Source organism: Nocardioides sp. NPDC051685 (genome assembly GCF_044453405.1).
Taxonomy (GTDB): domain Bacteria; phylum Actinomycetota; class Actinomycetes; order Propionibacteriales; family Nocardioidaceae; genus Nocardioides.
Map to the genome: position 1 here is coordinate 348,022 of NZ_JBITCR010000004.1, position 26,338 is coordinate 374,359.

The window sequence follows — 26,338 nt, forward strand, 5'->3', positions numbered from 1 at the left end:
GTTACGCCAGGTGGAAGGAGGCCGGATGCCTGTTGGAAGGTAAAGAATCAGCGGGCGCGGCGGGCCATGCGCTCGATGTCCATGATGACCACGCTGCGCGGCTCGAGGCGGAGCCAGCCGCGGCTGGCGAAGTCGGCCAGGGCCTTGTTGACCGTCTCGCGGGAGGCGCCGACGAGCTGGGCGAGCTCCTCCTGGGTGAGGTCGTGGTGGACGTGGACGCCGTCGTCGGCGGTGCGGCCGAAGCGGTCGGCGAGGTCGAGGAGGGCCTTCGCGACGCGGCCGGGAACGTCGGAGAAGACGAGGTCGGCGACGACGTCGTTGGCCTTGCGGAGGCGACCGGCCAGCTGGGCGAGCAGGCCGCGGGCGACGACCGGGCGGCCCTCGAGCCACTTGAGGAGGTCCTCGTGCGACAGGCTCGCGAAGGCGGAGTCGGTGACCGCGGTGACGGTGGCCGAGCGGGGGCCCGGGTCGAAGAGCGAGAGCTCGCCGAACATCTGGCCGGGGCCCATGATCGCGAGCAGGTTCTCGCGGCCGTCGGACGAGGTGCGGCCGAGCTTCACCTTGCCGTCGATCACGACGTACAGCTTGTCGCCGGAGTCACCCTCGTGAAAGAGAACCTCTCCGCGGCGGAGCTTCGACTCGGCCATCGAGGCGTGCAGGGCCGTCATCGACTCGTCGTCGAGTGCGCTGAAGAGCGGTGCCTGACGGAGTACGTCGTTGTCCATTGCGGCCATTCCTCCTGGATTTTCCCCACATCCGCGGGTATTACATCGGGAATCCTATCTGTGGAACGTCTCACAGGTGCACATCCCCCACCGATAAGCCGCTGATAACCCCAGAAAGTGCATGTGCGCGGCGGTATTTGTGCTAGCCGCCTGCTGGGCCGGATCGGCATTGTCGGTGCGGCCGCGTAGCCTTGCTGCGTGCCTGCCCAGAAGTTTGCGACTGAGACGCGCCTGGGTCTGGTGCGTCGCGCCCGTCGGATCGACCGCATCCTCGGTGAGACCTACCCGGATGCCAAGGCCGAGCTCGACTTCACCAACCCGTTCGAGTGCCTGGTTGTCACGGTGCTGAGCGCACAGACGACCGACAAGCGAGTCAACCTGGCCTCGCCCGCCCTGTTCGCGGCCTATCCGTCCGCGAAGGAGATGGCCGCGGCACCCCGGGAGCACCTGGAGCAGCTCGTCGGGCCGCTCGGTTTCTTCCGCGCCAAGACCGATGCCCTGCTGAAGCTGAGCGCGGTGCTGGTGGAGGAGTACGACGGGGAGGTGCCCTCCCGCCTGGAGCAGTTGGTGAAGCTGCCCGGTGTCGGGCGCAAGACCGCCAACGTGGTGCTCGGCAACGCCTTCGGCAAGCCGGGGATCACCGTCGACACCCACTTCGGCCGGCTCTCGCGCCGCTTCGGCTGGACGACCGAGAAGGACCCGGTCAAGGTCGAGCACGAGGTCGGCGCGCTGTTCGAGAAGCGCGACTGGACGATGCTGTCCCACCACGTGATCTGGCACGGACGACGGATCTGCCACGCCCAGAAGCCGGCCTGCGGTGCCTGCCCGGTGTCGCAGCTGTGCCCTGCGTACGGGGAGGGGCCGACCGACCCGGTCGCCGCGGCCAAGCTGGTCCGCACGGAGGGCCGCAACTGATGGTCCGTGCCCTGGGGAGACAAGCCCGCGGTGCGGCGGTGACCGCTGTCCTGCTGGCTGTCCTGGCCGGCTGCGGCACCGAGTCCTCGGCCGGGGGTGGGCAGTCCGGCGCGCCGCTGGCCGACAAGCCGTCCTCGTCCAAGGTGAACGTCGCCACGGCGGAGATGGTCGCGGCCAAGAAGGCATCGAAGGTGGAAGCGTGTCAGCCCGGGTCCGCGAGCGACGGCGGGCTGCCGTCGATCGAGCTGCCATGCCTCGGTGGCGGTGAGGCCGCCGACCTCGCCTCGTTCGAGGGACCGCTGGTGATCAACCTCTTCCAGGGCTTCTGTGCGCCCTGCAAGGAGGAGATGCCCGCGCTCCAGTCGTTCTACGAGACCTACGGTGACCAGGTCCCGGTCATCGGCATCGACGTCATGGACACCGTTCCCGGGGTCGCGCTCGAGGAGGCGATCTCACGCGGGGTGACCTTTCCGATGTACGCCGATCCCGGCGGTGAGCTGCAGGGCGGGCCGCTTACGGCGCGAGCAGTTCCGGCGACGTACGTCCTGTCCTCCTCCGGCAAGGTGGAGCTGCTGCAGATGGGTGGCATGAAGAGTGCGGCCCAGGTGAAGGAGCTCGTGGAGAAGAAGCTGGGGATCTCGCTGTGACTGCGAACGGGACGCGGCCGGAGTGGTTCGACGAGATCGTCGGCGCGGCCGAGCGGATCCAGGGCGAGGACATCTCGCAGTTCCTGCCGCCTGCGGACGGGAGTGCTCGGGAGTCGGCCGTGCTCTTGCTCTTCGGCGAGGGCCCCGAAGGTCCCGATCTGTTGCTGACCGAGCGTTCGCACACGATGCGCTCCCACCCCGGCCAGGTGTCGTTCCCGGGCGGCCGGCTCGATCCGGGCGAGACCGCCGAGGAGGCGGCGCTCCGGGAGGCATGGGAGGAGACCGGGCTCGACCCGACTGGTGTCGACGTGGTCGGTCGGCTTCCGGCCCTGTGGATCCCGTTCTCCAACCATGCGGTGGTGCCGATCATCGCGTGGTGGCGGGAGCCGTCGCCGGTGACGACGCGCTCGGTCGAGGAGGTGCACGCGGTCTATCGGGTGCCGTTGTCCGATCTCATGGATCCGGCCCACCGGATCCAGGTGGGTTCGCCGGGGCGCGGCGGATGGTTGATGCCCGCGTTCTTGATCGGACCGGAGAAGGATGTCATTCTCTGGGGCTTCACAGGTGGAATCATCAACCGCTTCTTCACCTATCTCGGGTGGATCTCGGAGATTCCGGACGCCCCGATCAAGGAGTTGCCCGAATACATGCTGCAGGGACGCGAACGGAATCGGCCGTGAACTTTCTTGATTGGATCCTGATCATCCTCGTCGGGGCCTATGCGCTGTCGGGATACTGGCAGGGCTTCATCACCGGCGCCTTCGCGACCGGTGGACTGCTGCTCGGCGGCTTCATCGGCATCTGGCTGGCACCCAAGGTGCTCGGCAGCGCGGCTCCGTCGCTGTGGGTCTCGCTGGGTGCCCTGTTCATCGTGATCGCCTGCGCCTCCATCGGCCAGGCGGTGCTGCAATACGGCGGCGTACGCGTGCGGGACGAGATCACCTGGCAGCCGGCGCGGATCGTCGACGCGCTCGGCGGAGCGCTGCTCAGCGCGGCTGCCGTGCTGGTGGTCGCCTGGGCGCTCGGGGTCGCGGTCTCCGGGGCCCAGATCAACGGGCTCACGCCGGCCGTACGCGGCTCCGCGATCCTGGCCAAGGTCGACTCGATCATGCCGTCGCCTGCCGACCGCGCACTGCGCGCGTTCAACGACGTCGTCGGCACCTCGTTCTTCCCGCGCTACCTCGAGCCGTTCGCCCGCGAGCGGATCGTCGAGGTCGGCCCCGGTCCGCGGCGCATGCTCACCGACCCCGACGTCGTACGCGCCGGCGAGTCGGTCCTCAAGATCCGTGGCGCCAACGAGTGTGGCAAGGGCGTCGAGGGCACCGGGTTCGTGATCGGGCGCGGCTATCTGATGACCAACGCCCACGTGGTGGCCGGTGTCGACGATCCCAACGTGATCATCGGTGACGGTGCCAACGACGCCAAGGTCGTCCACTACGACCCCGAGATCGACATCGCGGTCCTGAAGTTCGAGGGCGGCGGAAACCTCAAGCGCCTCGAGTTCGACAGCACCGCCGCCGCTGAGGACCCGATCGCGGTCCTGGGCTATCCGCAGGACGGCCCCTTCGACGTACAGCCCGGTCGTATCCGTGCCGAGCAGCGCCTCCGCTCGCCCGACATCTACGGTGTCGGCACCGTCATCCGGGACGTCTACTCCGTACGCGGCCTCATCCGCCCCGGCAACTCCGGCGGCCCCATCGTCGACTCCGAGGGCGACGTCGTCGGCGTCGTCTTCGCCGCCTCGGTCACCGACTCCGAGACCGGCTACGCCCTCACGACCGACCAGGTCATCGACATCGCTCGCGAAGCTCGCTCCCAGACCGCCGCTGTCGACACCGGGGCCTGCGCCGGCTGACCCCTCGCCGAGACGTCAGCCGCGTCGGCCGAGACGTCAGCTAGGTCGGCCGAGACGTCACGTACGTCGGCCGAGTTGGCAACACGATGCCAACTCGGCCGACGGGAGTGACGTTTCGGCCTGCGTGGGTGACGCTTCGGCCGACGGGGGTGACGCTTCGGTCAGAAGCGGCGGGCGGAGTAGGTCGGGGTCAGGGCGTCCTTGATCTCGCGGAGCCAGGTGTCGAGACGGTCGCCGGTGAAGTCGCCCTTCCGCACGATGACGATCGTCCAGCCGTGATCGATCAGCCAGCCTCGTCGTTCCTCGTCGTAGATGCGCTGGTCGGGGTCGTCGTGATCCTCGCCGTCGTATTCGATCGCGACCTTGGCGAGGCGGTAGGCGAAGTCGAGGCGGTAGGTCGGGATGCCTTCGACGTCGACCCAGACCTGTGCCTCGGGGAGAGGAAGCCCGGCGTCGCTGATCGCGAGCAGGGTCCAGGATTCGCGCTGGGACTCGAGACGGCGGTTGAGGAGCGGGACGAGCTCGCGGAGCTGGACGACGCCGCGGCGCCCCCGAAAGCGGGGCAGCTGCTGGTCGAGAGCACTCCGGGTGATTCCGTGGTGTCGGGCGAACTCGTTGAGCGCAGCCATCGCCTCCCGTCGGTTCAGGTTGCAGCCGAGGTCGAGGGCGGTGCGCAACGGCGTCGTCACACGTACGCCGCCGATGACCGTGATGTCCTCGGGAAGGAGGTCGCGCGAGCGACCGTCGGTGCCCGGGCGCCGCGTGCGGGTGTGACCACGGACGGCGCACGTCTCCACGTCCGGAGGCTGCGCCATCTCCGTCTGGGTGAAGGTGTTGATGCCGTGGACCCAGGCGGCGGTCCGGTCACTGATCACCTGGTGTTCGGACACCACCTGCACGAGCGCCTCGGCGCGCTTCACTGGGTCGTCCTCGGCTTGGGCGGCGAGATAGACACCCCGGAACGGGCGGCGCACGTCGCCATGGCTGATCGCCTGGGCGAGTGCGTATCGGTTGGTCGCGACCGACTCGATGTCGGACGTTGTGAAGGGCCGCTCCGGCAGAGGGCTGTCGGTCTTGACGAGTGAGAGGTTCATGGCCGCAGCGTGCGCCAGGTTGCGTACGAAATCATCCGCCTTTTCAGAGGCTGTGGATAACTTCGGACTCAGTGCGCCCTGTGGACGGAGATCGGCCCGTCCCCGTGACGCCTCGGCCGACCGGAGTGACGCCTCGGCCGACGGGGCTGACGCCTCGGCAGGGAGGGGTCAGCGGTGGCCCTTGAGTGCCCGGGGGATCTCCTTGCCCTGGGCGATGGCCTTCTCGGGGGCCTTGACCTTCTTGACCTTGAGTACGCCGACGAAACCGAGGAGGGCGGCGAGGAGTACGTAGAAGCCGAAGACGATGAGGAACGACCAGTGCAGGCCGAGGCCGGCCCAGTGGATGAAGTAGGCCACCGAGACCGAAAGCATGATCACGGCGAGGACCAGCAGGAACGCGGCGGCGGCGAAGAGGCCGATGCCGACGCCGGCGTTGGTCACCGAGACCTTGAGCTCCTGCTTGGCGAGCGTGATCTCCTTGTTGACGAGCTCGGAGATGTCGCGAGTGGCGTCGACGACGAGCTTCCCGATCGTCGGGTCCTCGCCGCCCGGGGACTTCACGATGTCGACTGCCATGGGAACCCTTCGCTGAACGTGTGTTGTGGAGCGCCCACGACCTTACCGGTCCCGACCCGGATCATCCTCGAACACGTCCGGCACGCCGTCCTTGTTGACGTCGAGAGTCTCCAGCTCCTCGATGCGCTTGTAGACCCGGTTCCGCGTGCGCAGCACCACCGTCGCCAACAGCGCGGCGAGCACCGAACCGAAGAGGACACCGACCTTCATGTGGTCGTGCACGTCCGGTTCGTTGTGGAAGGCGAGCTCGCCGATCAGCAGCGAGACGGTGAACCCGATCCCGGCCAGCATCGCCATCCCGATCACGTCTGACCACGCCAGGTCGTCGTCGAGGGAAGCCTTCGTGAACGTGGACAGGAGCCAGGTCGATCCGGCGATGCCGATGGGCTTGCCGAGGACCAGGCCGGCGATGATGCCGAGCGCGACCGGGTCGGTGACGGCGCCCGCGACGCCCTTCCAGCCGCCGAGCGAGACACCTGCGGCGAAGAACGCGAAGATGGGCACCGCAACTCCGGCCGAGATGGGCCGGGTCAGGTGCTCCAGGTGCTCGGCGTAGCCGCGCTTGGACTCCGGGTTCTTGCGGCGCACCGGCACGGTGAAGCCGAGCAGCACCCCGGCCACGGTGGCGTGGACACCGCTCGCGTGCACGAGCGCCCAGGCGATCAGGGCGAGCGGGATCAGCAGCCACGGGCTGCGCACGCGGCGCTGCACCAGCACCCCGAAGAGCGCGATCGGCACCAGCGCCAGCAGCAGGGTCCCGATGTGGAGCTCGGAGGTGAAGAAGACCGCGATGATGATGATCCCGAGGAGGTCGTCGACCACGGCGAGGGTGAGGAGGAACGTACGCAGCCCGGCAGGCAGGTGGGTGGAGATGACGGCCAGGATGGCGACCGCGAAGGCGATGTCGGTGGCGACGGGCACGGCCCAGCCCGACAGCGAGCCGTCGTCGAGGAGGTTCACCGCGACGTAGAAGGCGGCAGGCACGACCATGCCGCCGACGGCGGCCGCGATCGGGAGCGCCGCCCGTCGCGGGTCGCGCAGGTCACCGGCGACGAACTCCCGCTTGAGCTCCAGGCCGGCGACGAAGAAGAAGATCGCCAGCAGGCCGTCCGCCGCCCACGCCCCGATGCTCAGATCGAGGTGGAGCGCGGCCGGCCCGATCCGGAAGTCGCGCACCGCCTCGTACGCGTCCCGCCAGGGGCTGTTGGCGAGGACGACGGCGATCACCGCTCCGATGATGAGGAGGATGCCGCCGGTCGTCTCGGCGCGGAGGATGTCGGCCGTACGCGACGTCTCCAGCCACGAGCCACGGGGGAACAGGCGGTTGCGGTTGTCGGTCACGAGTGGGCCTCCAGAGGCTCAGGGGTCGTCGAACTCACGCCGACCAGACTTCCCGGCACACCTGATACCGACCCTAGCAAGCGTCCCGGTCGGAGTCCGAAGAGCGATCGGTCCGGGGACCGGATCCGTTTCGTAGAACGACGCAAACATAATCAAACAAACGCCAATACGTCACAAGACGTGTGACTTGCTGCACAAATACCCCCGTCGGCACGAGGTTCCGTTGCATAGTCGAGTCAGTCCCTCCGCACGGTGGGGCCGCTCCGGACGCGCCGAGGCCCGTCACAGCCGGAGGAGAGTCGATCCGACCACGGTGACGGGCACGGGGGAGCCAAGCAGCACGCCGGGGGCCAGAGACAAGGCCGACCGGCTTGGGGTGAAGGCGTAGACGGAACACCACCAGCGCCCGGGCAACAGCAGCCCGAATCCGACAGGTCGACCTTCGCAGGCGTCGCTGCAACAGGGGAACCTCGAATGACCGGATCGTGTTTCGGTGCGCTTGCGCGCGCCCACAGAACGATGACCGTCGGCGTCGCGACCGCCCTTGTGGTCGGCCTCGCGCTCGTCGCTGCTCCTCACCAGTCCGCCACGGCTGCTTCCCCGCCGGGCGCAAGTGCCCAAGCCGGCGCGACCACCGGCGCCCCGACGAGCACGCACACCGCCAAGAAAAAGAAGAAGAAGTCGCGCGGGCTGCAAGCGTTGCGGCGCGTCAAGAGCCAGGCCGGCGACCCCTACTCCTACGGTGCCAACGGCCCGCACGCCTACGACTGCTCGGGCCTGACCCAGTGGGTCTACAAGGAGCTCGGTCACAAGCTCCCGCACAGCTCGTCGGCGCAGGTCGGCCACACCTTCAAGGTCAAGAAGCCTCGCAATGGCGACCTGGTCTTCTTCTATGGCAGCGGCGGCGTCTACCACGTCGGCATCTATGCCGGGAAGCACGACGGCCGCCGCTGGATCTGGCATGCACCCCGGTCCGGCGAGACGGTCAAGAAGGACCCGATCTGGACCGACAGCTACTTCATCCGCCGGGTGAAGTACACGAAGCATCGTTAGGCCGTACGGAAACGCCGAGTCGGCGCATCCGACCCCTCCCGCTCCGCGCTGCGCGCGGTTACTCCCTCGCTCGGCACGAGCGGACGAGCAAGCTCGCCGCTCGGCCTCGCTCCGGTCGTCTCGCTTCGCTTCGCGAGACACGGGGTCAGATGCGCCGACTCGGCAGAGGCTCACTCCGTCGAGGTCGCCTGTCCGGCGGCGATGAGGTCCATGATCGTCTGATCGGCGAGCGTCGTGGTGTCACCCACGCCGCGGCCCTCGGCGAGGTCACGCAGCAGGCGCCGCATGATCTTCCCCGAGCGGGTCTTGGGCAGCTCGGGCACGATCATGATCTGCCGCGGTTTGGCGATCGGGCCGATCTCCTTGCGGACGTGGTCGGAGAGCTCCTTCTCGCAGTCCTCGGGCGACCCGTCGCGCAGGATGACGTACGCCACCACGGCCTGCCCCGTGTCGGGGTCGGTCGCGCCGACGACCGCGGCCTCGGCGACGTAGGAGTGCGAGACCAGCGCCGACTCGATCTCGGTCGTGGAGAGCCGGTGCCCGGACACGTTCATCACGTCGTCGACCCGGCCCAGGACCCAGACGTCACCGTCCTCGTCCTTCTTCGCGCCGTCGCCGGCGAAGTAGAACCCCTGGTCCTTGAACCGCGCCCAGTAGGTGTCCACGTAGCGCTCGTCGTCCCCCCAGATCGTACGCAGCATCGACGGCCACGGCTGGGTGAGCACGAGGTAGCCCCCGGAGCCGTTCGGCACGGAGACGCCGTTGTCGTCGACCACGTCGGCGCCCACACCGGGCAGGGCCTTCATCGCCGAACCCGGCTTCCCGGCCGTCACGCCGGGGAGCGGCGAGATCATGATCGCGCCGGTCTCGGTCTGCCACCAGGTGTCCACCACAGGGACCGCGGACCCGCCGATGACGTCGCGGTACCAGATGTAGGCCTCGGGGTTGATCGGCTCACCGACGGACCCGAGCAGCCGGACCGAGGAGAGGTCGCGGGCGTCCGGGATGGCGCGCCCCTGCTTCATGAAGGTCCGGATCGCGGTCGGCGCCGTGTAGAAGAGGGTGACGCCGTACTCCTCGATGATCTGCCACCAGCGGCCCTTCTCCGGGAAGTCCGGGGTGCCCTCGTAGAGCACCTGGGTCGCGCCGTTCGCCAGCGGTCCGTAGACGATGTAGGAGTGGCCGGTGATCCAGCCGATGTCGGCGGTGCACCAGTAGACGTCGGTCTCGGGCTTGAGGTCGAAGACCTCCCAGTGGGTGAACGCCGCCTGGGTGAGGTAGCCGCCGGTGGTGTGCAGGATGCCCTTCGGCTTCCCGGTGGTCCCGCTCGTGTACATGACGAAGAGCGGGTGCTCGGCGTCGTGCGCGACCGGAGTGTGTTCGGTCGACGCCGACGACACGACATCCGACCACCACTTGTCGACCGAGTCGTTCCAGCCGACGTCCTGCCCGGTTCGGCGGACGACGACGACGTTCTCGACCAGGCCCGGCTGGGCCTCCTCGACCTTCGTGACCGCCTCGTCGACGGCCGGCTTGAGCGCCGAGGGCGCCCCGCGGCGGTAGCCGCCGTCGGAGGTGACGATCAGCTTCGCGCCGCAGTCGACGACGCGAGTCGCGAGGGCGTCGGCGGAGAAGCCACCGAAGATGACGGTGTGGATCGCGCCGATCCGCGCGCAGGCAAGCATCGCGACGACGGCCTCGGGGATCATCGGCATGTAGATCGCGACCCGGTCGCCCTTGCCGACGCCGAGGGCCTCGAAGGCGTTCGCCGCCCGGGAGACCTCGTCCTTGAGCTCGGCATAGGTGATGGTGCGCTTGTCGTCGGCGGGCTCGCCGACCCAGTGGATCGCGACCCGGTCACCGAGCCCGGCCTCGACGTGCCGGTCGACGGCGTTGTACGCCACGTTGATCTCGCCGCCCTCGAACCACTTCGCGAACGGCGGGTTGTCCCAGTTCAGGACACGATCGAACGGCTTGGCCCAGGTGAGCCGTTCCGCGGCGGCGGCCCAGAAGGCGTCCCGGTCCTCCTCGGCGGCGGAGTAGGCGTCGGCCTTGACGTTGGCAGCGGCGGCGAACTCGGCGGGCGGCTCGAACCGGCGCTCTTCGTGCAGCAGGTTGGACAGGGTCTCGTCGGTCACAGTGACTCCTACGTACGAAAAATGTGTGGCTCAAGCCACAGGGTAGTGCGGGGGAAAGAATGATGGCGGGCCGTCGTACAACAGCAGATGTACGACGGCCCGCCGTTGGGGGATCAGTGCGTGATCGCCTTCTCCGAGCCGGCGCCGGTGAGGGCGCGCACCTCGAGCTCGACGTACCGCTCTGCGGTCTCCGGCTCCTTCGACGTCACCGTGCCCAGCCAGCCCAGGAAGAATCCGAGCGGGATGGAGATGATGCCGGGGTTCTCCAGTGGGAACCAGGAGAAGTCCACGCCGAGCGGGAAGAGCGAGGCGGAGATCGTGTCGCCCGTGACCGCGTCGACGGCCGTCTTGCCGGAGACGACCGGCGAGAAGAAGACCAGGCCGACGCAGGAGATCAGGCCGCCGTAGATCGACCAGACCGCGCCGCGGGTGTTGAACCGCGCCCAGAACATGTTGTAGATGATCGCCGGCAGGTTAGCCGAGGCGGCGACCGCGAAGGCCAGCGCCACCAGGAACGCGATGTTCAGCGACTGTGCCGGGATGGCCAGCAGGATCGCGACCAGGCCGATGCCCGCCGCGGCCCAGCGCGAGACCTTCAGCTCCTCCTTCTCGGAGGCCTTGCCGCGCTTGATCACCGAGTTGTAGATGTCGTGGGCGACGGAGACCGACGAGGTCAGCGTCAGGCCCGCGACGACGGCGAGGATCGTGGCGAAGGCGACCGCGGAGATGAGGGCCAGCAGCACGGCGCCACCGATGGAGCCGTCACCGCCACCGACCTCCTGGGCGAGCAGTGGTGCCGCCAGGTTGCCGGCCTTGTCGAAGGTGGTCGGGTCGACCAGCGCGGCCGCACCGAAGCCCAGGACCAGGGTGAACAGGTAGAAGACGCCGATCAGGCCGATCGCCCACAGCACCGACTTGCGAGCATCCGCGGAGGTCGGGACGGTGTAGAAGCGGATCAGGATGTGCGGCAGGCCGGCGGTGCCGAGCACCAGGGCGAGGCCGAGCGAGACGAAGTCCAGCTCGCTGGTGAAGGTCAGGCCGTACTTCAGGCCGGGCTCGAGGAACGCGTCGCCCTTGCCCGAGGCCTCGGCCGCGGAGCCGAGCAGCGAGGACAGGTTGAAGCCGAAGTGCGCGAGCACCAGGATCACGATCAGCGCCGAGCCGGTCATCAGCAGGACGGCCTTGACGATCTGGACCCAGGTGGTGCCCTTCATCCCGCCGACGGTGACGTAGAAGATCATCAGCGCGCCGACGAAGAGGATCACGATGTTCTTGACCGCCTGGTCCTCGACGCCGAGCAGCAGGGCCACCAGGGCGCCCGCACCGACCATCTGGGCCAGCAGGTAGAAGATTGAGACGACGACCGTCGAGGTCGCGGCCGCCATCCGGACCGGCCGCTGCTTCATCCGGTACGCCAGCTGGTCGGCCATCGTGTAGCGACCGGAGTTGCGCAGCACCTCCGCGACCAGCAGCAGCGCCACCAGCCAGGCGACGAGGAAGCCGATCGAGTAGAGGAAACCGTCGTAGCCCGAGAGCGCGATGGCGCCGGAGATGCCGAGGAACGACGCCGCCGACATGTAGTCGCCACCGATCGCGAGACCGTTCTGGAAACCGGAGAAGCCGCGGCCACCGGCGTAGTAGTCGGCCGCCGTCTTCGTCTGCCGGCTCGCCCAGAAGGTGATGCCGATCGTGATCGCGACGACGGCCAGGAAGAGGACCGTGGTGAGGATTTGGCTGCCGTCCATGTCAGGCCCCCCGCTTCTCGTTCTCGTATTCCTCGTCGAGCTTCCGAGCCAGCGGGTCGAGGTGCTTGTTGGAGTAGTTGGCGTAGAGGTACGCGATGCCGAACGTGGTCACGAACTGCAGGAGCCCGAAGACCAGCGCGACGTTGATGTTGCCGACCAGCTTGGTGTCCATGAAGCCGTCGGCCCAGTTGGAGCAGAAGACGTAGAGGAGATACCAAGCCAGAAATGCCACCGTGGCCGGGAAGACGAACTTCCGGTACGCCGACCGCAGAGCGCGAAACTCCGCCGTGGCGTGCAGGCTGTCGTAGACCGGGTCGTGCCGGTGGGCTTGGTCGTGTGCTTCAGCGCTCACGGGTAACCCTTTCGTTGACGAGGCCGTCCATCGTGGGGGTGAAGGACGGACGACGTGTGATCGCAGTCACATTAGGGGTGGTTCGCCCTGCTCGTCGTGGGGTAGCAAGCAGTCCTTCGGTGGACGGCGCCGTCGCGCGATGAGCGGTCGAAATCGTGCGTCGAGTGGCGGGTCTACCCGCGCCGCCCGCCGCCACCGGACCTGCCGCCGCCGGTCCGGGCGCCTCCGCCCTCGTGCGGGTGGATGCACCCCGGGCACGGGCTGCTGCTGTGGCTGAGGTGGTGGTTCTGGCGAGCCAGGATCACGATCTCGGCCGGCTGCGGGGACTCGCCCGGCATGGTGAGCCCGAGGCCGTACGTCGCGTTGAACGCCCACACGTCCACACCCGCGCGGACCGCCGCCCTCCGGGTCAGGTCGTAGGCGGCGGCGTAGAGGGCGGGCAGGTCGACGGAGACCAGGCGGCCCACCGCGGGCGGCGCGGTCCCGCCGTCACGCGCCCAGCGGTAGAAGAGGTCCCGCACCCGACCTTCCTCGACCAGCCCGCCCAGGTAGGCCCTGAGGATGTGGACGACCTCGTTGCGTCCGACGTCGGGGATGTCGAGGGTGCCGGCGACCGCGGCCGCGGCGGCGTCCGCGAACCGGCCGGCCCGGGCCTCCTGCTGCGTCTTGGCCTGCTGAACCCCGGCGAGCTCCTCGAACGCCTCGCTCACGTCCGGACCGCCGGGCAGGTCCGCGACCTCGTCCGCGACCTCGTCCGGAGCCGGGTCCGCCGGGCCGAGGGCCGCTGCCTGGAATCGGCCGAGCTGCCGGGCGATGCCCAGGGCGCTCTCCGAGACCGGCTCGCCCGGCTCGGCGGGCGCGGCCTCGTGGACCGCCTCGACGACCGGCGTGAGCCGGTCCGCGGCGTGGCGGTTCGCGGTGACGTACTGGTGGATCTGCTCGTACGCCGCCTCCTCGCCCTCCGCGTGCCGGACGTGTCGCGTCTCGAGGGCGTAGCGGTCCTCGACCTGCCCCTTCCACGCCCCCTCGGAGACGGGTACCGCGGTGATGGTGAAGACCAGCGAGACCATCAGGCCGATGTTGATCCCGGCCAGCGTCCGCTTCCCGATGGTGAGCATGCCGAACAGGGGCAGCCGGGTCTCGCCGAAGCGCTGCGGCCACCGCAGGACGAGGAAGCTGCTCGCGGCGAGGGCGACATACGCCGCCAGCCAGTACGCCCAGTGCACCCCCGACAGCGTCTGCATCCTCTCCAGCACGGCCCGGATCGCGGTGACCTGGGCCGGGCCGAGGGTGAGCACCGTGGACAGCCACACCAGCATCAGGGTCAGCAGCAGGCCGAGCTGGATCGACCAGACGATGTCGGCCGCCGCCCGCACCGTGAGCCGCCGGGCCGCGCGCATCGCCCGCCAGCCGCACCAGGAGAGCCACCCGGCGATCCCGAACAGCACCGGCGCGGCGTACGTCGTCGAGAGCAGGTTGCCGAAGAAGACCTGCTCGCCGACGAGGGTGGCGACCGCGACCCCGCCGAGGTGCGGGACCGCAGCCCCGACGAGATGCTCCGACTCGCCCAACCGCCGGTGGGCCAGGAACACGGCCCAGCCCCCGAAGCCGGCGATCAGGGCGGCCGGGAGGAAGCGGTCGGGCCACCACCAGAGCAGGGCGGCGATGGCCGGTGTCCACAGCAGGACGACGAGTGCGGCGACGCGGCCGACCCTCCGCTCGCGCCACCACGCGAAGGCAGGCGCGACCGCGATCGTGTGGATGGCCAGGATCACCACGCCGACCACGAGGCCGAGGAGAAGCCCGGCAAAGGCGCCGGCCACGGCCGCGAGCACCGTCAGGGCGACGTCCCCGAAGCCGTCGATCTCGCGTCCGCCGGCCGCGTGCCACGCGCCCAGCAGGCCACCGGCAGCCGTCGCCCAGAGGCCCAGATCGGCGCCGACGTCCGCGCTCTCATCCACTCGTCGACTCCCGGATCCAGGTGGCGGACACGGGCACGGAGAAGCCCGGAACGCTCGGTCAGACTAGCGAGGAGGCTCGAGGTTCGCAGGTTGTTCGCAGGGTCGGTCGGTTGGCTATCAGCGCGCGCCGGAGGCCACGACGACCTCGAGGCTCGCCTCGACTCCGCCCTCCGGGGTCGCGTAGCCGGCGACCTCGTCGCGGACGTCGGCCCATGCCGCCGCCTTCGCGTCGTCGTCCAGCTGCGCGATGGCCGCACGGTAGGCACCCGCGGCCTGCTGGAACATCCCCATGGCGTCGTCCACGCTCTCGAACCGCAGCGTCGCCGCGATCACGTCGGACCTGACGTCCGTCAGCCCCGCGGCCGCGAGGACGCCCGCCAGAGCTCCGTCGGCGCCGAACCGGAACAGCCCAGGAGTTCCCGGGGCCGGTGCGGGGGACCCGGCATGGCGCAGCAGGGTCGCCATCGGCGCGGCCATGAAGGCGTTGGCGGCGGGCGCGGAGAACACCAGCGCGGCGAACCGGGCGCCGGGCCTGAGCAGTCGATGGACGGCTTCCAGAGCGCTCCCGGGGTCGGCGAACAGCATCAACCCGAGCCGGCAGATCCCCGCGTCGATGCTCTCCGTCGGCAGCCCCAGCTCCTCCGCCGGAGATGCGACCGTGCGGACGTTCTCGAGGCCGGCCGCGCGGGCCGCCTCGGCGACGTAGTCCAGCATGGTCGCGGAGATGTCCGCGGCGATGACCTCACCTGACCCCCCGACCCGCTGGGCGGCGCGCAGCGTCTGGCTGCCGGCGCCGCAGGCCAGATCCAGCACCCGCATGCCGCTCCCCACCGCGGCATGGTCGAGCAGGACGTCCGTGGGGCCCTGGAGAGCCCGTCCCCAGTGCGGCTCCCACCTGGCCCAGCCCGGCGCCGCGGCGTCCCAGGTCTTTCGCAGCGCGTCCGTCGTCGTGCCTGTCATGGGATCACCCCTCGGCTCTCACGCTACTCCGGTGCGTGCCCACGGGATCGGGTTCGGTGGAACCGGGTCTGGTCGGACCGCGTTGCGCGGCCGGTTCGATCGTCGGCTCGGGAGAGTGCAAGCGCACCAGCAGTCGGGTGGTGTGGGCGGGAATGTGGGCCGCGGAGGCGAGGCTGACGACGATCATGACCGCGAAGGAGAGCGGCACGGCCCAGAGCGCCGGCTGGGTGAGGGCGACGTCGGCCCAGGTGTCCGTACGCCACCCACTGATCGTGACGATCACGGCCGTGCCCGTGGTGATCAGGCCGGTGACCAGCCCGGTCGCGGCGCCGTAGGCGGTCAGCCGGCGCCACCAGATGCCGAGCAGGAGCAGCGGGCAGAAGGTGGCTGCGGCGAGCGCGAAGGCGAGCGCGACACCGCGGGCGACGCCGACGCTCGGGGTCAGCAGGGCGCCGGTGACCGGGACGAAGACGGCGACCAGGGAGGCGATCCGGAAGGCGGCGACGCCGCCGAACCTGCTGCCCCGGTGGCGCAGCAGCGGCACGACCACGTCCTGGGAGAGCACGCCGGAGACGGCGATCGCGAGGCCGGACGAGGTCGACAGGAAGGCCGCGAACGCGCCCGCGCAGACCAGCCCCGTCAGGGCGTCACCCGCCCAGCCGGGAACCATCAGGCGGGGCAGCTCGAGCACCAGGGTGTCCGCGGAGGCGGGGGTGGCTGCGTACACCCTTCCCAGGAGGCCGAAGATCGGCGGCAGCAGGTAGAAGACGCCGAGGAGGGCCAGCACGACCAGGGTGGTGCGGCGGGCGGCGCGGCCGTCGGGGTTGGTGTAGAAGCGGACGCCGACGTGCGGCAGGCCCATGGTGCCGAGGAAGGTCGCCGCGATCAGCGAGTAGGTGGCGTAGAGGCCGGCCGAGCCGTCGGTGCCCATCGGCAGCGACCAGGCCTGGCTGAGGTCGGTGGCGCGGGGCGCGCCGTCGCTGCCCCAGACCGCGACCAGCACTCCTGCGGGGATGAGCAGGGCGGTCAGCTTGAGCCAGTACTGGAAGGCCTGCACGAACGTGATCGAGCGCATCCCGCCGGAGAAGACGCTGACCAGCACGACCGTCCCGACCAGCACGGGCCCCACCCAGCGAGGGGCGTCCGCGACCAGCTCCAGGGTCAGCCCGGCGCCCTGCAGCTGAGGCAGCAGATAGAGCCAGCCGATGGTCACGACCAGCAGCGAGCAGAGCCGCCTCACCCCCGTCGACGCCAGCCGCTCCTCGGCGAAGTCGGGCAGCGTATACGCCCCTGACCTGCGTAGAGGTGCTGCGACCAGGGTCAGCAGCACGAGATAGCCGGCGGTCCAGCCGATCGGATACCAGAGCATCTCGGCACCGGAGGTGAACACCAGCCCGGCGACGCCGAGGAAGGAGGCGGCGGAGAGATACTCCCCGCCGATGGCGCTCGCGTTGAGGCCGGGCCGCACCGATCGCGAGGCGACGTAGAAGTCGCTCGTGGTGCGGCTGAACCGCAGCCCCCAGGTGCCGATCGTCAGCGTCGCCAGGGTGACCAGGGTGACCGCGACGATCGCCGGGGCGGAGTCGAAGGTCATGGCGCCTCGTCCTCGGAGCCCGAAGAATCGGTACGGAGCAGGTCCGCATAGCTGGCCTCGTTGCGTTCCGCGCCGCGCAGGTACCAGCGGCCGAGGAGGAACAGGAAGGGGTAGACCAGCACCCCGAGGAGCAGCCAGGGGAGCGGCACGCCGAACGGTGCCGTGTGCGCCAGCCCCGGAGCCAACCAGAACAGCAGCGGGAGCGAGCCGACGCCGAGGAGGAGAACCGCCAGGGTGCGTACGGCGATCGAGAGCTGGGCGCGCATCAGCGAGCCGAGGTAGACCTCGCCGAGGCGGGTGTCCTCGTCGACGTCGACCCGGCGGACCGCCGGGCGTCGCCGGGGCGGTCCGGTGACGCGTACGCGTTGGGGTTCGGTCATGTCGATCGGGTCATGAGCGTCGTGCGAGCAGGTCCTTGAGCTGGCGCGTGTGGCGGCGGCTGACCTGCAGCTCGGTCCCGCGGGCGGCGCCGCCGACGACGACCGAGCAGCGCCCGGCCTCCGACCTCACCTCGGTCACGTGGGCGAGGTTGACGAGGAGGGAGCGGTGGATGCGTACGAACCGGGCGGAGGCCCACTCCTGCTCCAGCTGGGTCAGCGGGACCCGCACCAGGTGGGAGGCGTCCGCGGTGTGCAGGCGGGCGTAGTCGCCCTGCGCCTCGACGTGGGTGATCTGGGAGCGCCACACGAAGCGGGTGACACCGCCGAGCTCGACCGGGATCTGTACGTCGCCGCTCGGCTCCTCCTCCGGCATGCTGCCCATCAGCCTGGTGACGGTCTCCGCCAGCCGCTCGGCACGCACCGGCTTGAGCACGTAGTCGACCGCGCGCAGGTCGAACGCCTCCAGGGCATGCTCCTCGTGAGCGGTCACGAACACGACCGCCGGCGGGGTCTTGAACCGGGCCAGCAGCCGGGCCAGCTCGAGCCCGTTCAGGCCCGGCATCTGGATGTCGAGGAACACCGCGTCGACGCCCGACCCCTGCAGCTGCTGCAGCCCGTCGGTCGCGTTGAGGCAGGTGCGCACCTCCGCCACCCGGGCGTCCTGGGTGAGCAGGTAGGAGAGCTCGTCGGCCGCCGGCGGCTCGTCGTCGACGACCAGGATGCGGAGCCGGCCTCCCGGCGCTCCCTGGCGCGCGGCAAAGGCCTGCGTCGTACGGCCGTTCATGTGTGCACTCCTGGGGCGAACTTCGGGATTCTGAGGATGACCTTCGTGCCGGCGCCGGGGGCGGTCTCGACGACCAGACCGTAGTCGTCGCCGTAGGCGTTGCGGAGCCGGGCGTCGACGTTGCCGAGCCCGACGGAGTCGGCGCCGCCGGCCAGCGCGTTGCGCACCTTCTCCGGGTCCTCGCCGGCGCCGTCGTCCTCGACCTCGATCACGCACTCGGTGCCGCTGTCGGCGGCCCGGATGGAGATGTGGCCGGTCTGCGCGTCGGCCAGCCCGTGGCGTACGGCGTTCTCGACCAGTGGCTGCAGACACAGGAACGGCACCGCGATCGGCAGCACCTCGGGTGCCACCGAGAGCCTCACCGAGAGCCGTTCGCCGAACCGGGCCTGCTCCAGGAGCAGGTAGCGCTCCACGGAGCGGAGCTCCTCGGACAGGGTGGTGTATTCGCCATGGGTCCGGAAGGAGTAGCGGGTGAAGTCCGCGAACTCCAGGAGGAGCTCGCGGGCACGCTCCGGATCGGTCCGTACGAAGCTGGCGATCGCCCCCAGCGAGTTGTAGATGAAGTGGGGGCTGATCTGCGCCCGCAGTGCGCGGACCTCGGCCTCCATCAGGCGCCGCCGCGACGCATCGAGCTCGGCGAGCTCGAGCTGGCCGGAGACCCAGGTAGCGACCTCGTCGGTGGCACGAACCATCATCGCCGAGGTGTCCGGGGCGTACGCCTGCAGCGTGCCGACCAGGTGGTCGTCGACGACCAGCGGGCTGACCACGGCCGAGTGCAGCGGGCAGCCCGCCTGGCCGCACTCGAGGTCGACCCGGTCGTAGAACTTGGTCGCGCCGCGCTCCAGCGTCGCCTCGGCCAGCTTGCTCACGTGCTCCTGGTGATGGGTGCCGATGCCCTCCCAGGCGAGCAGCCCGTCGGTGTCGGTGATCGCGAGCGCCGGTGCGGCCAGGAGCGCCTGCAGATGAGGGGCGGCCCGCTCGGCGCTGTCGACGGTCAGGCCGCCACGCAGCGCGGGGCTCGCCAGCGAGGCGTTGTGGAGCGTACGGAAGGTCGCCCGGTCGGCCTCCGTGCCCAGGTGGGTGCCAGACGAGGTGCGTAACCAGCGCCGCATCCGTGCTCCTTCCTCGCCAGTGGTTCGGCCGAGGCCTCCAGTGTGACGGCGCCCACGCTATCTGTCACCCGAGCCACGGCCGGGGTGCGAGGTAGGTTTGCGGCATGCGATTGAGTCGAGTGATCCCGGGTCTGCTGGCCGCCGGCGCGGTGGGTGCGGGCGCCGCCTTCGTGATCGGCATGCGCAACAAGTCGCCGTGGCTGCAGGACCGCATCCGTGCCTTCTCGAAGCGGTTCGCCTCCGAGGCGCTGAAGACCGCCGGCACCGAAGGCGCCACCAACGGCGTCGTCCTCCACGTCGGCCGCACGAGCGGACGGGAGTACGCCACCCCGGTCACGCCGTTCCCCACCCCCGACGGCTTCGTCATCAACCTGCCCTACACCTCGAAGGTCGACTGGGCCCAGAACGTCATGGCCGCCAAGTCGGCCACGATCGTCTACGACGGCGTCGACCACCGCGTCACCGACCCGCGGATCGTCTCCTACGCCGAGGTCGCACCCCTGCTCCCCAAGGCAGCCGGCGTCTTCCGCGCCGTCTTCGACGTCCAGGAGTTCCTCCGCGTCACCAACGCGGACTGACCGTCGGGTTGGCGGGACTCGAACCCGCGTTCGCCTGGACCCAAACCAGGGGGGATGGCCGCTTCCCTACAACCCGTTGTCCACACAGACGACGAGGGCCGCCACGAGGAGCTCGTCCTCGGAGCGGCCCTCGGTGCGCCTGGCTGCAGGCTCAGGTCGGCGGCCGCTCCCCGGACGGGTAGCGGTGGCTCGGACGCGGTCGCTGCATGCCGACCACGCTAACCAGGCCGAAGCCCCGGGCGCACACCATTTTTCGCGCGCTGCTCCGGGCTACTCCGCGCTCTCCCGTTGCTCCAGACCGACGGCCTGTCGCAGCTCGTCGCGGTCGTCCCTGAGCTCAGGATGGTCGCGGGCCAGCCGCTCCATCATCGCGGAGAGCCCTTCGGCGATCGCGTTCAGCTTCTGCTGAACGGCGTCGTCGGATCGCTTCTGGGTGTTCTGCAAGAGGGCCACCAGCAGGAACGTGACGATCGTCGTGGCCGTGTTGATGATCAGCTGCCAGGTGTCCACATCGGGCAGCACGAGGATCGACGGTGCCCAGATCACCACCAGCAGCACGCAGAGCACGAAGAACCACGCCCGCGACACGAACGCGCTGGCATGGCTGGCGAAGCGGTCGAAGAACCCCAGCCGGCCGGAGACCTCCGACGGCATCGTCTTCTGGTCCTGCTGATCGCCGCCGGCCCGCTCCCGCCCGGAGTGCCGTCCCCGCTCGCTCGTCGACATCACTACCTCCTCTGCCGACTGTCCAGGTACCCGATCCGCTTCTCGTCATGCCCCGAACTGGTGCGCGGTAGGTTGCGGAGCGTGGGATACGAGCTGAGGGACCGGTTGGTGGTCGGGATCGCGTCGAGCGCGCTCTTCGACCTGACCGAGTCCGACGCCTACTTCCGCGAGCACGGCGAGGAGGCCTACCGCCGCTACCAGGACGAGCGCATCGACGACCCGCTCCGACCGGGTGTCGCGTTCCCGTTCATCAAGCGGCTACTGAGCCTCAACGACCTGGCCGACGATGTCGACGACGGTCTCGTCGAGGTGATCGTGGTCTCGCGCAACGACCCCAACACCGGGCTGCGGGTGATGCGCTCGATCGAGCACCACGGCCTGCCGATGACCCGCGCCGTCTTCACCCAGGGTCGCTCGCCCCACCGCTACATCGGCGCGCTCGGGATGTCGCTGTTCCTCAGCGGCAACCGCGACGACGTCATCGCGGCCAACCACGAGGGCTTCCCGGCCGGTCACGTGCTGCCCTCGGCGGCGACGTACGACGAGACCGATCGCTCCGTCGTCGTCGCCTTCGACTTCGACGGCGTGCTCGCCGACGACGGCTCCGAGCGGGTCTTCCGCGAGGAGGGGATCGAGAGGTATCGGGCCTACGAGGCGAGCCGGAAGACCGAACCGCTCGAGCCCGGGCCGCTGCAGCCGCTGCTGCGCGACCTCAACCGGATCCAGCAGATCGAGGAGCAGCGCCGCCTGGAGGACCCCGACTACGAGCCACGGCTGCGGATCGCGCTGGTCACCGCCCGCGGTGCCCCGGCCCACGAGCGGGCCATCCGATCGCTGCAGTCGTGGGACGTCTACGTCAACGAGGCCTTCTTCCTGGGCGGCGTGGAGAAGGTGCGGGTGCTCGAGGTGCTCCGGCCGCTGATCTTCTTCGACGACCAGACGACCCACCTGGACGAGGCGGTCGAGTCGATCGCCGGGGTCCACATCCCCTACGGCGTCGCCAACTCCGACGACGTTCCCGCTGGTCAATAGCGCTTTACAGTTCATCCACAGGACGTGCTCATCTGGTGGATAGGTCCTTGAATATGACACCCTGGGCGGAGTTGTACAGGTTCTGTTCACTTGAGAAGTGCGAGGAGTTCACTCGATGACTTCGGCTATGTGTGCCAAGTGCACCGAAGACGAGGAGATCCGGGTTCTCTCGCGTTCGGCGGGGGGCCGCCGGCGGCTGATGTGCTGCAGGTGTGGATACGCGTGGGAGAGCGGGCGCTCCGGCCCCGCCCGGAGAACTGGTCTGACCGGACTGTTCGGAGCGGCCTGAGACGCCACCGGCGTACGTTTCACGGTGCCGTCGCCTGAGGTTCACCTCAGGCGGGCGCGCAGGTGCCGCGGAGTGGCTTGGGTAGAGGGCCGAGACCTGTCACGGGTTCCCCTACGAAGCTCCGAGGAGTTCCAACCCATGTCCGCAACTCGTCGCTCCCTGCTCACCGGAGGCGCCGCGGCCGGGGTCGGCCTGGCCGTCGCCGGCGCCGTTCCCGCGCTCGCCGAGGCGAAGCCCGCTCGGCCGGGCACCCCTGGCCGCAGGCGCGCCCGCGAGCCTTTCCCGCCGCTCGTGGACGACCCCAAGGGGATCCTCGCGCTCGCCGAGGGCTTCACGTACGCCATCGTCACCTCCGCCGGCGAGACGACCCTCGACTCCGGGCAGAAGACGCCGTCCAACCACGACGGGATGATGGTGCTCGGTGGCAGGCGCGGGCGCTACACGCTGATCCAGAACCACGAGATCGAGCCCGGCGAGGGCGTACCGGTTCCGCTCGTCGAGGGCACCGTCTACGACCCGGGCGCGCCCTCGGGCGGCTGCACCGTGATCACCACAGACGCGGGCGGCGCCAACTTCGGTGAGTACGTCGCGATCTCCGGCACCTCCACCAACTGCGCCGGCGGCCCGACGCCGTGGGGGACCTGGCTGACCTGCGAGGAGACCGTCGACGACGCCGGCGAGGAGTGGGAGGGCGAGGACGGCAGCAAGGGCGTCTACGAGAAGGACCACGGCTACGTCTTCGAGGTCTGGGCCGACGGCTCGGCCGACCCGCGCCCGATCAAGGCCTTCGGCCGCTACAAGCACGAGGCGTTGGCGATCGACAAGACGCGCACCAAGGTCTTCCTCTCCGAGGACGCCGACGAGCCCAACGGCCTCTTCTACCGCTGGACCGCCCCGGCCGGGGTGAAGCTCGGCCCGGGCGTGCTCACCGAGCTGGCCGACGACGCCGGCACGCTCGCCGCGATGCAGATCATCCTCCCCGACGGCTCGGTGCTGCCCGACGTGGCCTACCTGACCTCCGCGCAGATGGGTCAGCCCTTCCCGGTGACGTGGAAGACCGTCCCCGAGCGCGACGCCCAGGAGACGCAGTGCCGCGAGCAGTTCGCCGACGGCGAGGTCACCCGCGGGCGCAAGTTCGAGGGTGTGTGGGGCACCGACGAGGGTGTCTACGTGGTCAACTCCTACGCCTGGGAGGACACCGATCTTCCGGCCGACGCATCGCCTCACGACGGCATGGTCTGGTTCTACGACTACGAGGCCGAGACCATCCAGCTGGTGACGTACTTCCCGCACCAGACGCAGTCCGAGGACGATGCCCCGGCGCCGAAGTACACCGACCTCACCTTCGACGGCCCCGACAACGTCACCGTCACCCCGTGGGGCTCGCTGGTGCTCGCCGAGGACGGCACCGGCGCCTCGCACGTGCTCGGCGCGTTCCCTGGTGGCCCGGCGTACGCCATCGCCCGCAACGACCTGAACGACTCCGAGTTCTGCGGGCCGTGCTTCTCGCCCGACGGCAAGGTGCTCTTCGTCAACATGCAGGACCCCGGCTACACCCTGGCGATCGCCGGCCCGTGGGAGCGCTACCTCGGCTGAGGATCACGGGGCGGCGGCTCGAAGTGAGGTTGTGAGAACTGTGAGGTCGTGAGAGGAAGTTGACGGTCTCGCATGCGAGGGTTGGCTGCTGTTGAAACCTGGGCTGGTGATCGTGGGTGATATCTCGCCGACTGCCCGCACCTGAGGAGCCCACATGAGCCGCCGCCACTGGATTGACGACTGGCGTCCGGAGGACGCCACCTTCTGGGAGGAAACCGGGGCCAAGACCGCCCGCCGCAACTTGATCTGGTCGATCTTCTCCGAGCATCTCGGATTCTCGGTCTGGCTGATCTGGTCGGTCTCCTCGGCCTTCCTGGTCGCCCAAGGCTTCGAGTTCACCCCGAGCCAGCTCTTCTTCCTGATCGCGATCCCGAACCTGGTCGGTTCGCTGCTGCGGGTGCCCTACACCCTCGTGGTGCCGGTGTTCGGTGGCCGCAACTGGACGATGATCTCGGCCGCGCTGCTGCTCGTGCCGACCCTCGGCTTCTCGTACGCCGTCACCCAGCCGTCCACTCCCTACTGGGCCTTCTGCCTCATCGCCGCGACCGCCGGTCTCGGCGGTGGCAACTTCGCCTCCTCGATGGCCAACATCAACTTCTTCTACCCTTCGGACAAGAAGGGCGCCGCGCTCGGCCTCAACGCGGCCGGAGGAAACCTCGGCGTCGCGCTGATCCAGTTCCTGCTGCCGGTGTTGGTCGGTGGCGCCGGAGTCTTCGGTCTGGTGAAGGCTTCGGAGGGTGGCATCCACCTCGAGCGGGCCGCGCTGGTCTACGCCGGCCTGGCCATCCTGGGCGTCATCGCGGCGTTCTTCTTCATGGACAACATCACCGATGCCAAGTCCTCCCCGAGGGAGCAGCTCTCGATCGTGAAGTCGAAGCAGACCTGGATCATGTCGTTCCTCTACATCGGCACCTTCGGCTCCTTCATCGGCTACTCCGCCGCGATGCCGCTGCTGATCAAGCTGAACTTCTGGGTGCCCGAGCCCGCGCCGCTCGGCACCGGCATCTACTTCGCCTACTTCGCCTTCCTCGGCGCGCTGGTGGGCTCCGCCACCCGGCCCTTCGGTGGCTGGCTGGCCGACCGCCTGGGCGGTGCGAAGGTCACCCTCGGTGCGTTCGTCGGGATGGTCGTCTTCACCCTCGCGGTGCTGTGGACCCTCATGCAGCTCACCCCGAACCCGAACGCCTCGCCCGCCATCGCGTCCGAGAACCAGTCGTGGTTCCCGGTCTTCCTGGGCTTCTTCATGCTGGTCTTCGCCTCGACCGGCATCGGCAACGGGTCGACGTACAAGATGATCCCGTCGATCTTCCGCCGTGAGGCCGAGATGGCCACCACCCCGGGCACCGCCGAGCGCGAGGCCGCGCTGGCCGCCGCGACCAAGAAGTCCTCCGCCGCCGTCGGCATCATCGGTGCGGTCGGTGCGGTCGGCGGGTTCCTCATCCCGATCGCCTTCAACAGCCCGTGGGTCGACAACCCGCTGGACGCCACCAAGTCCGCCTTCGTCGGCTTCACGATCTTCTACGCGATCTGCGCCCTGGTCACCTTCGCGGTCTACCTGCGCCCGCAGAGCTCGCGGGTCACCGAGCTGGCCGACGTACGGATCTGACGTACGGATCTGACGTACGGATCTGACCCGGCACGGCCCGTGTAACACGTCGTTCGCAGGACTACTCGCCCTATCTGAACGGGCGAGAAGACCTACGAACAGCGTGTTACACGGGCCGCGGCCGAGCTCAGGCCAGCCCGATCGCCGCCTCCGCTGCCGCCAGGACCGGGGCGGTGACCTCGCGGCAGCGCTCGGCTCCCGCGGCGTACACCTCGGTGACGTACGTCCGGTCCGCGGCGAGCTCGCGGTAGCGCTTCTGGAGCGGCTCGAGCTCGGCGACGACCGCGTCGGTGACCGCCGCCTTGAGAGCCCCGTATCCCGACAGCCCCGCGGAAGAACCGCCGCAGGCCTCGAGGATGTCGATGAGGTTGGTGACACCGGGACGCTCGGGATCGCGGGAGACGTCCCCGGCGGAGTCGGTGACCGCACGAGAGACCTTGCGGCGTACGACATCGGCCTCGTCCAGCAGGAAGATCGACCCGGGGTGCTCGTCGCCGGCCGACTTCGACATCTTGCGGGTCGGGTCGGCCAGGTCCATGATCCGTGCCCCAGCCGCAGGATGCACCGCCTGCGGGACCGAGAAGACCCGGCCGTACGTCGTGTTGAACCGGATCGCGATGTCGCGAGCGAGCTCGACGTGCTGGCGCTGGTCGTCGCCGACGGGCACCTCTGTGGCCCCGTAGAGCAGGATGTCGGCCGCCATCAGCACCGGATAGGTGAACAGCGAGGCGCGCACCGACGCCCCGACGCGGCGCGACTTCTCCTTGAACTGGATCATCCGGCCCAGCTCGCCGGTGTGCGCGACGCATTCGAGCAGATAGCCGAGCGACCGGTGCGCGGGGACGTGAGACTGGATGAACAACGTGGCCGGTTCGAGTCCGGAGGCCATCAGGAGGAGGGCCATCTCCTCCGTCCGCGTACGCAGCACCGACGGTTCATGGGGCAGCGTCAGCGCGTGCAGGTCGGAGAGCCCGTAGAAGGCCGTGGAGTCGGCCGTGGCGGCCATCTCGACAGGCTCGATACATCGCATCGGCCGGAGCGCGCCGAGCAGGTTGCCGAGGGTGAGTCGGCCGGAGGGAGTGATGAGAGAGAGTCGCCTGGTCATGGTGGACCTTTCGGGTGTGAGGCCCACGGGTCAGCGACGATCAACGAGAAAGGCCGCCCGTGGGCGGCCTGGTGTGAGTGCTCAACAATCGGGTGGACCGCCTAGGAGGCGGGCCACCACTGGGTGGAACGAATGCTGAACACCCCACCAGTGTCGCACACGTCACGGATACCG

At 69.4% G+C, this 26,338-nt stretch carries 24 protein-coding genes and 1 tRNA gene; 9 read left to right on the top strand and 16 right to left on the bottom strand.

The features are described from left to right. Positions 1–47 precede the first annotated feature (47 nt). A complete protein-coding gene (locus ACIA03_RS14445; RefSeq protein WP_008356269.1) occupies positions 48–725 on the bottom strand; it encodes a Crp/Fnr family transcriptional regulator in 678 nt (225 codons plus the stop codon). Between the two features lie 198 nt (positions 726–923). Between ACIA03_RS14445 and nth the strand changes: the two genes are divergently transcribed. From nth to ACIA03_RS14465, 4 genes are read left to right on the top strand one after another with little or no spacing between them, the layout of a single operon-like run. Then, positions 924–1,640: an endonuclease III gene (nth, locus tag ACIA03_RS14450; RefSeq protein WP_350831292.1), complete on the top strand. Its 717-nt coding sequence runs from the start codon at positions 924–926 to the stop codon at positions 1,638–1,640. 38 nt (positions 1,641–1,678) lie between these two features. Next, entirely contained in the window at positions 1,679–2,287 is a 609-nt protein-coding gene (locus ACIA03_RS14455) for a TlpA family protein disulfide reductase (RefSeq protein ID WP_396983510.1), read from the top strand. Beyond that, complete coding sequence (locus ACIA03_RS14460) at positions 2,284–2,967, top strand: NUDIX hydrolase (protein WP_396983512.1); 684 nt, start codon at positions 2,284–2,286, stop codon at positions 2,965–2,967. The genes ACIA03_RS14455 and ACIA03_RS14460 overlap by 4 nt, the downstream gene beginning before the upstream one ends. Continuing rightward, positions 2,964–4,142: a MarP family serine protease gene (locus tag ACIA03_RS14465; protein ID WP_396983514.1), complete on the top strand. Its 1,179-nt coding sequence runs from the start codon at positions 2,964–2,966 to the stop codon at positions 4,140–4,142. The genes ACIA03_RS14460 and ACIA03_RS14465 overlap by 4 nt, the downstream gene beginning before the upstream one ends. Positions 4,143–4,303: 161 nt before the next feature. On the opposite strand, the gene ACIA03_RS14470 is transcribed toward ACIA03_RS14465, so the two are convergent. From ACIA03_RS14470 to nhaA, 3 genes are all read right to left on the bottom strand, one after another. Continuing rightward, positions 4,304–5,236: a DUF559 domain-containing protein gene (locus ACIA03_RS14470; RefSeq protein ID WP_396983516.1), complete on the bottom strand. Its 933-nt coding sequence runs from the start codon at positions 5,234–5,236 to the stop codon at positions 4,304–4,306. Positions 5,237–5,404: 168 nt separating this feature from the next. Further along, positions 5,405–5,812 (bottom strand): phage holin family protein, encoded by a 408-nt coding sequence (locus tag ACIA03_RS14475; RefSeq protein ID WP_396983518.1) that lies wholly within the window; start codon positions 5,810–5,812, stop codon positions 5,405–5,407. Positions 5,813–5,854: 42 nt separating this feature from the next. Beyond that, the gene (gene nhaA / locus ACIA03_RS14480; RefSeq protein WP_396983520.1) at positions 5,855–7,153 is read right to left on the bottom strand and encodes a Na+/H+ antiporter NhaA; all 1,299 of its coding nucleotides are present in this window, start codon (positions 7,151–7,153) and stop codon (positions 5,855–5,857) included. A gap of 474 nt (positions 7,154–7,627) precedes the next feature. Between nhaA and ACIA03_RS14485 the strand changes: the two genes are divergently transcribed. Next, positions 7,628–8,206, top strand: a complete 579-nt coding sequence (locus ACIA03_RS14485; protein WP_396983522.1) for a C40 family peptidase — start codon at positions 7,628–7,630, stop codon at positions 8,204–8,206. A 170-nt stretch (positions 8,207–8,376) separates the two neighbouring features. Here ACIA03_RS14485 and acs read toward each other — a convergent pair whose 3' ends face one another. From acs to ACIA03_RS14530, 9 genes are all read right to left on the bottom strand, one after another. Continuing rightward, positions 8,377–10,344, bottom strand: coding sequence for an acetate--CoA ligase (gene acs / locus ACIA03_RS14490; protein WP_396983523.1), 1,968 nt, complete (start codon positions 10,342–10,344; stop codon positions 8,377–8,379). A 113-nt stretch (positions 10,345–10,457) separates the two neighbouring features. Next, positions 10,458–12,089: a cation acetate symporter gene (locus ACIA03_RS14495; protein WP_396983524.1), complete on the bottom strand. Its 1,632-nt coding sequence runs from the start codon at positions 12,087–12,089 to the stop codon at positions 10,458–10,460. Between the two features lies 1 nt (position 12,090). Beyond that, a complete protein-coding gene (locus ACIA03_RS14500) occupies positions 12,091–12,441 on the bottom strand; it encodes a DUF485 domain-containing protein (protein ID WP_396983526.1) in 351 nt (116 codons plus the stop codon). 173 nt (positions 12,442–12,614) lie between these two features. Next, positions 12,615–14,402 carry a hypothetical protein gene (locus ACIA03_RS14505; protein ID WP_396983528.1) on the bottom strand — a complete coding sequence of 596 codons (1,788 nt, stop codon included), beginning with the start codon at positions 14,400–14,402 and terminating at the stop codon, positions 12,615–12,617. A gap of 117 nt (positions 14,403–14,519) precedes the next feature. Further along, the gene (locus tag ACIA03_RS14510; protein ID WP_396983530.1) at positions 14,520–15,362 is read right to left on the bottom strand and encodes a class I SAM-dependent methyltransferase; all 843 of its coding nucleotides are present in this window, start codon (positions 15,360–15,362) and stop codon (positions 14,520–14,522) included. Positions 15,363–15,366: 4 nt separating this feature from the next. Beyond that, entirely contained in the window at positions 15,367–16,956 is a 1,590-nt protein-coding gene (locus ACIA03_RS14515) for a cation acetate symporter (RefSeq protein ID WP_396983532.1), read from the bottom strand. Beyond that, positions 16,953–17,336 carry a hypothetical protein gene (locus ACIA03_RS14520; RefSeq protein ID WP_396983534.1) on the bottom strand — a complete coding sequence of 128 codons (384 nt, stop codon included), beginning with the start codon at positions 17,334–17,336 and terminating at the stop codon, positions 16,953–16,955. Before ACIA03_RS14520 ends, ACIA03_RS14515 begins: the two co-directional genes overlap by 4 nt. A gap of 10 nt (positions 17,337–17,346) precedes the next feature. Next, positions 17,347–18,120 carry a LytR/AlgR family response regulator transcription factor gene (locus tag ACIA03_RS14525; RefSeq protein ID WP_396983536.1) on the bottom strand — a complete coding sequence of 258 codons (774 nt, stop codon included), beginning with the start codon at positions 18,118–18,120 and terminating at the stop codon, positions 17,347–17,349. Continuing rightward, complete coding sequence (locus ACIA03_RS14530; protein WP_396983538.1) at positions 18,117–19,232, bottom strand: sensor histidine kinase; 1,116 nt, start codon at positions 19,230–19,232, stop codon at positions 18,117–18,119. The genes ACIA03_RS14525 and ACIA03_RS14530 overlap by 4 nt, the downstream gene beginning before the upstream one ends. Positions 19,233–19,336: 104 nt before the next feature. On the opposite strand from ACIA03_RS14530, the gene ACIA03_RS14535 reads away from it, so the two are divergent. Further along, on the top strand, positions 19,337–19,810 hold the full coding sequence (locus ACIA03_RS14535) for a hypothetical protein (RefSeq protein WP_396983540.1): 474 nt from the start codon (positions 19,337–19,339) through the stop codon (positions 19,808–19,810). Positions 19,811–19,813: 3 nt separating this feature from the next. Here the strand turns inward: ACIA03_RS14535 and ACIA03_RS14540 are convergent. Together ACIA03_RS14540 and ACIA03_RS14545 are read right to left on the bottom strand one after the other, a co-directional pair. Then, positions 19,814–19,886: transfer RNA gene (locus ACIA03_RS14540), tRNA-Pro, on the bottom strand. A gap of 194 nt (positions 19,887–20,080) precedes the next feature. After that, positions 20,081–20,536 (bottom strand): low affinity iron permease family protein, encoded by a 456-nt coding sequence (locus tag ACIA03_RS14545; protein ID WP_396983542.1) that lies wholly within the window; start codon positions 20,534–20,536, stop codon positions 20,081–20,083. Positions 20,537–20,617: 81 nt separating this feature from the next. On the opposite strand from ACIA03_RS14545, the gene ACIA03_RS14550 reads away from it, so the two are divergent. The 3 genes from ACIA03_RS14550 (at position 20,618) to ACIA03_RS14560 (ending at position 25,059) form a co-directional block, all read left to right on the top strand. Beyond that, complete coding sequence (locus ACIA03_RS14550; protein WP_396983544.1) at positions 20,618–21,568, top strand: 5'-nucleotidase; 951 nt, start codon at positions 20,618–20,620, stop codon at positions 21,566–21,568. Positions 21,569–21,995: 427 nt separating this feature from the next. Continuing rightward, positions 21,996–23,453, top strand: a complete 1,458-nt coding sequence (locus tag ACIA03_RS14555; RefSeq protein ID WP_396983546.1) for an alkaline phosphatase PhoX — start codon at positions 21,996–21,998, stop codon at positions 23,451–23,453. Between the two features lie 154 nt (positions 23,454–23,607). After that, complete coding sequence (locus tag ACIA03_RS14560) at positions 23,608–25,059, top strand: MFS transporter (RefSeq protein ID WP_396983548.1); 1,452 nt, start codon at positions 23,608–23,610, stop codon at positions 25,057–25,059. A 127-nt stretch (positions 25,060–25,186) separates the two neighbouring features. On the opposite strand, the gene trpS is transcribed toward ACIA03_RS14560, so the two are convergent. Then, on the bottom strand, positions 25,187–26,164 hold the full coding sequence (gene trpS / locus ACIA03_RS14565; RefSeq protein ID WP_396983550.1) for a tryptophan--tRNA ligase: 978 nt from the start codon (positions 26,162–26,164) through the stop codon (positions 25,187–25,189). Positions 26,165–26,338: the final 174 nt, after the last annotated feature.

Bases quoted from the DNA above. Each gene is read 5' to 3' on its own strand.
- ACIA03_RS14445 (WP_008356269.1), bottom strand. From the start codon at position 725: ATGGACAACGACGTACTCCGTCAGGCACCGCTCTTCAGCGCACTCGAC.
- ACIA03_RS14470 (WP_396983516.1), bottom strand. From the start codon at position 5,236: ATGAACCTCTCACTCGTCAAGACCGACAGCCCTCTGCCGGAGCGGCCC.
- ACIA03_RS14475 (WP_396983518.1), bottom strand. From the start codon at position 5,812: ATGGCAGTCGACATCGTGAAGTCCCCGGGCGGCGAGGACCCGACGATC.
- ACIA03_RS14485 (WP_396983522.1), top strand. From the start codon at position 7,628: ATGACCGGATCGTGTTTCGGTGCGCTTGCGCGCGCCCACAGAACGATG.
- ACIA03_RS14495 (WP_396983524.1), bottom strand. From the start codon at position 12,089: ATGGACGGCAGCCAAATCCTCACCACGGTCCTCTTCCTGGCCGTCGTC.
- ACIA03_RS14510 (WP_396983530.1), bottom strand. From the start codon at position 15,362: ATGACAGGCACGACGACGGACGCGCTGCGAAAGACCTGGGACGCCGCG.
- ACIA03_RS14515 (WP_396983532.1), bottom strand. From the start codon at position 16,956: ATGACCTTCGACTCCGCCCCGGCGATCGTCGCGGTCACCCTGGTCACC.
- ACIA03_RS14520 (WP_396983534.1), bottom strand. From the start codon at position 17,336: ATGACCGAACCCCAACGCGTACGCGTCACCGGACCGCCCCGGCGACGC.
- ACIA03_RS14525 (WP_396983536.1), bottom strand. From the start codon at position 18,120: ATGAACGGCCGTACGACGCAGGCCTTTGCCGCGCGCCAGGGAGCGCCG.
- ACIA03_RS14530 (WP_396983538.1), bottom strand. From the start codon at position 19,232: ATGCGGCGCTGGTTACGCACCTCGTCTGGCACCCACCTGGGCACGGAG.
- ACIA03_RS14535 (WP_396983540.1), top strand. From the start codon at position 19,337: ATGCGATTGAGTCGAGTGATCCCGGGTCTGCTGGCCGCCGGCGCGGTG.
- ACIA03_RS14545 (WP_396983542.1), bottom strand. From the start codon at position 20,536: ATGTCGACGAGCGAGCGGGGACGGCACTCCGGGCGGGAGCGGGCCGGC.
- ACIA03_RS14555 (WP_396983546.1), top strand. From the start codon at position 21,996: ATGTCCGCAACTCGTCGCTCCCTGCTCACCGGAGGCGCCGCGGCCGGG.
- ACIA03_RS14560 (WP_396983548.1), top strand. From the start codon at position 23,608: ATGAGCCGCCGCCACTGGATTGACGACTGGCGTCCGGAGGACGCCACC.
- trpS (WP_396983550.1), bottom strand. From the start codon at position 26,164: ATGACCAGGCGACTCTCTCTCATCACTCCCTCCGGCCGACTCACCCTC.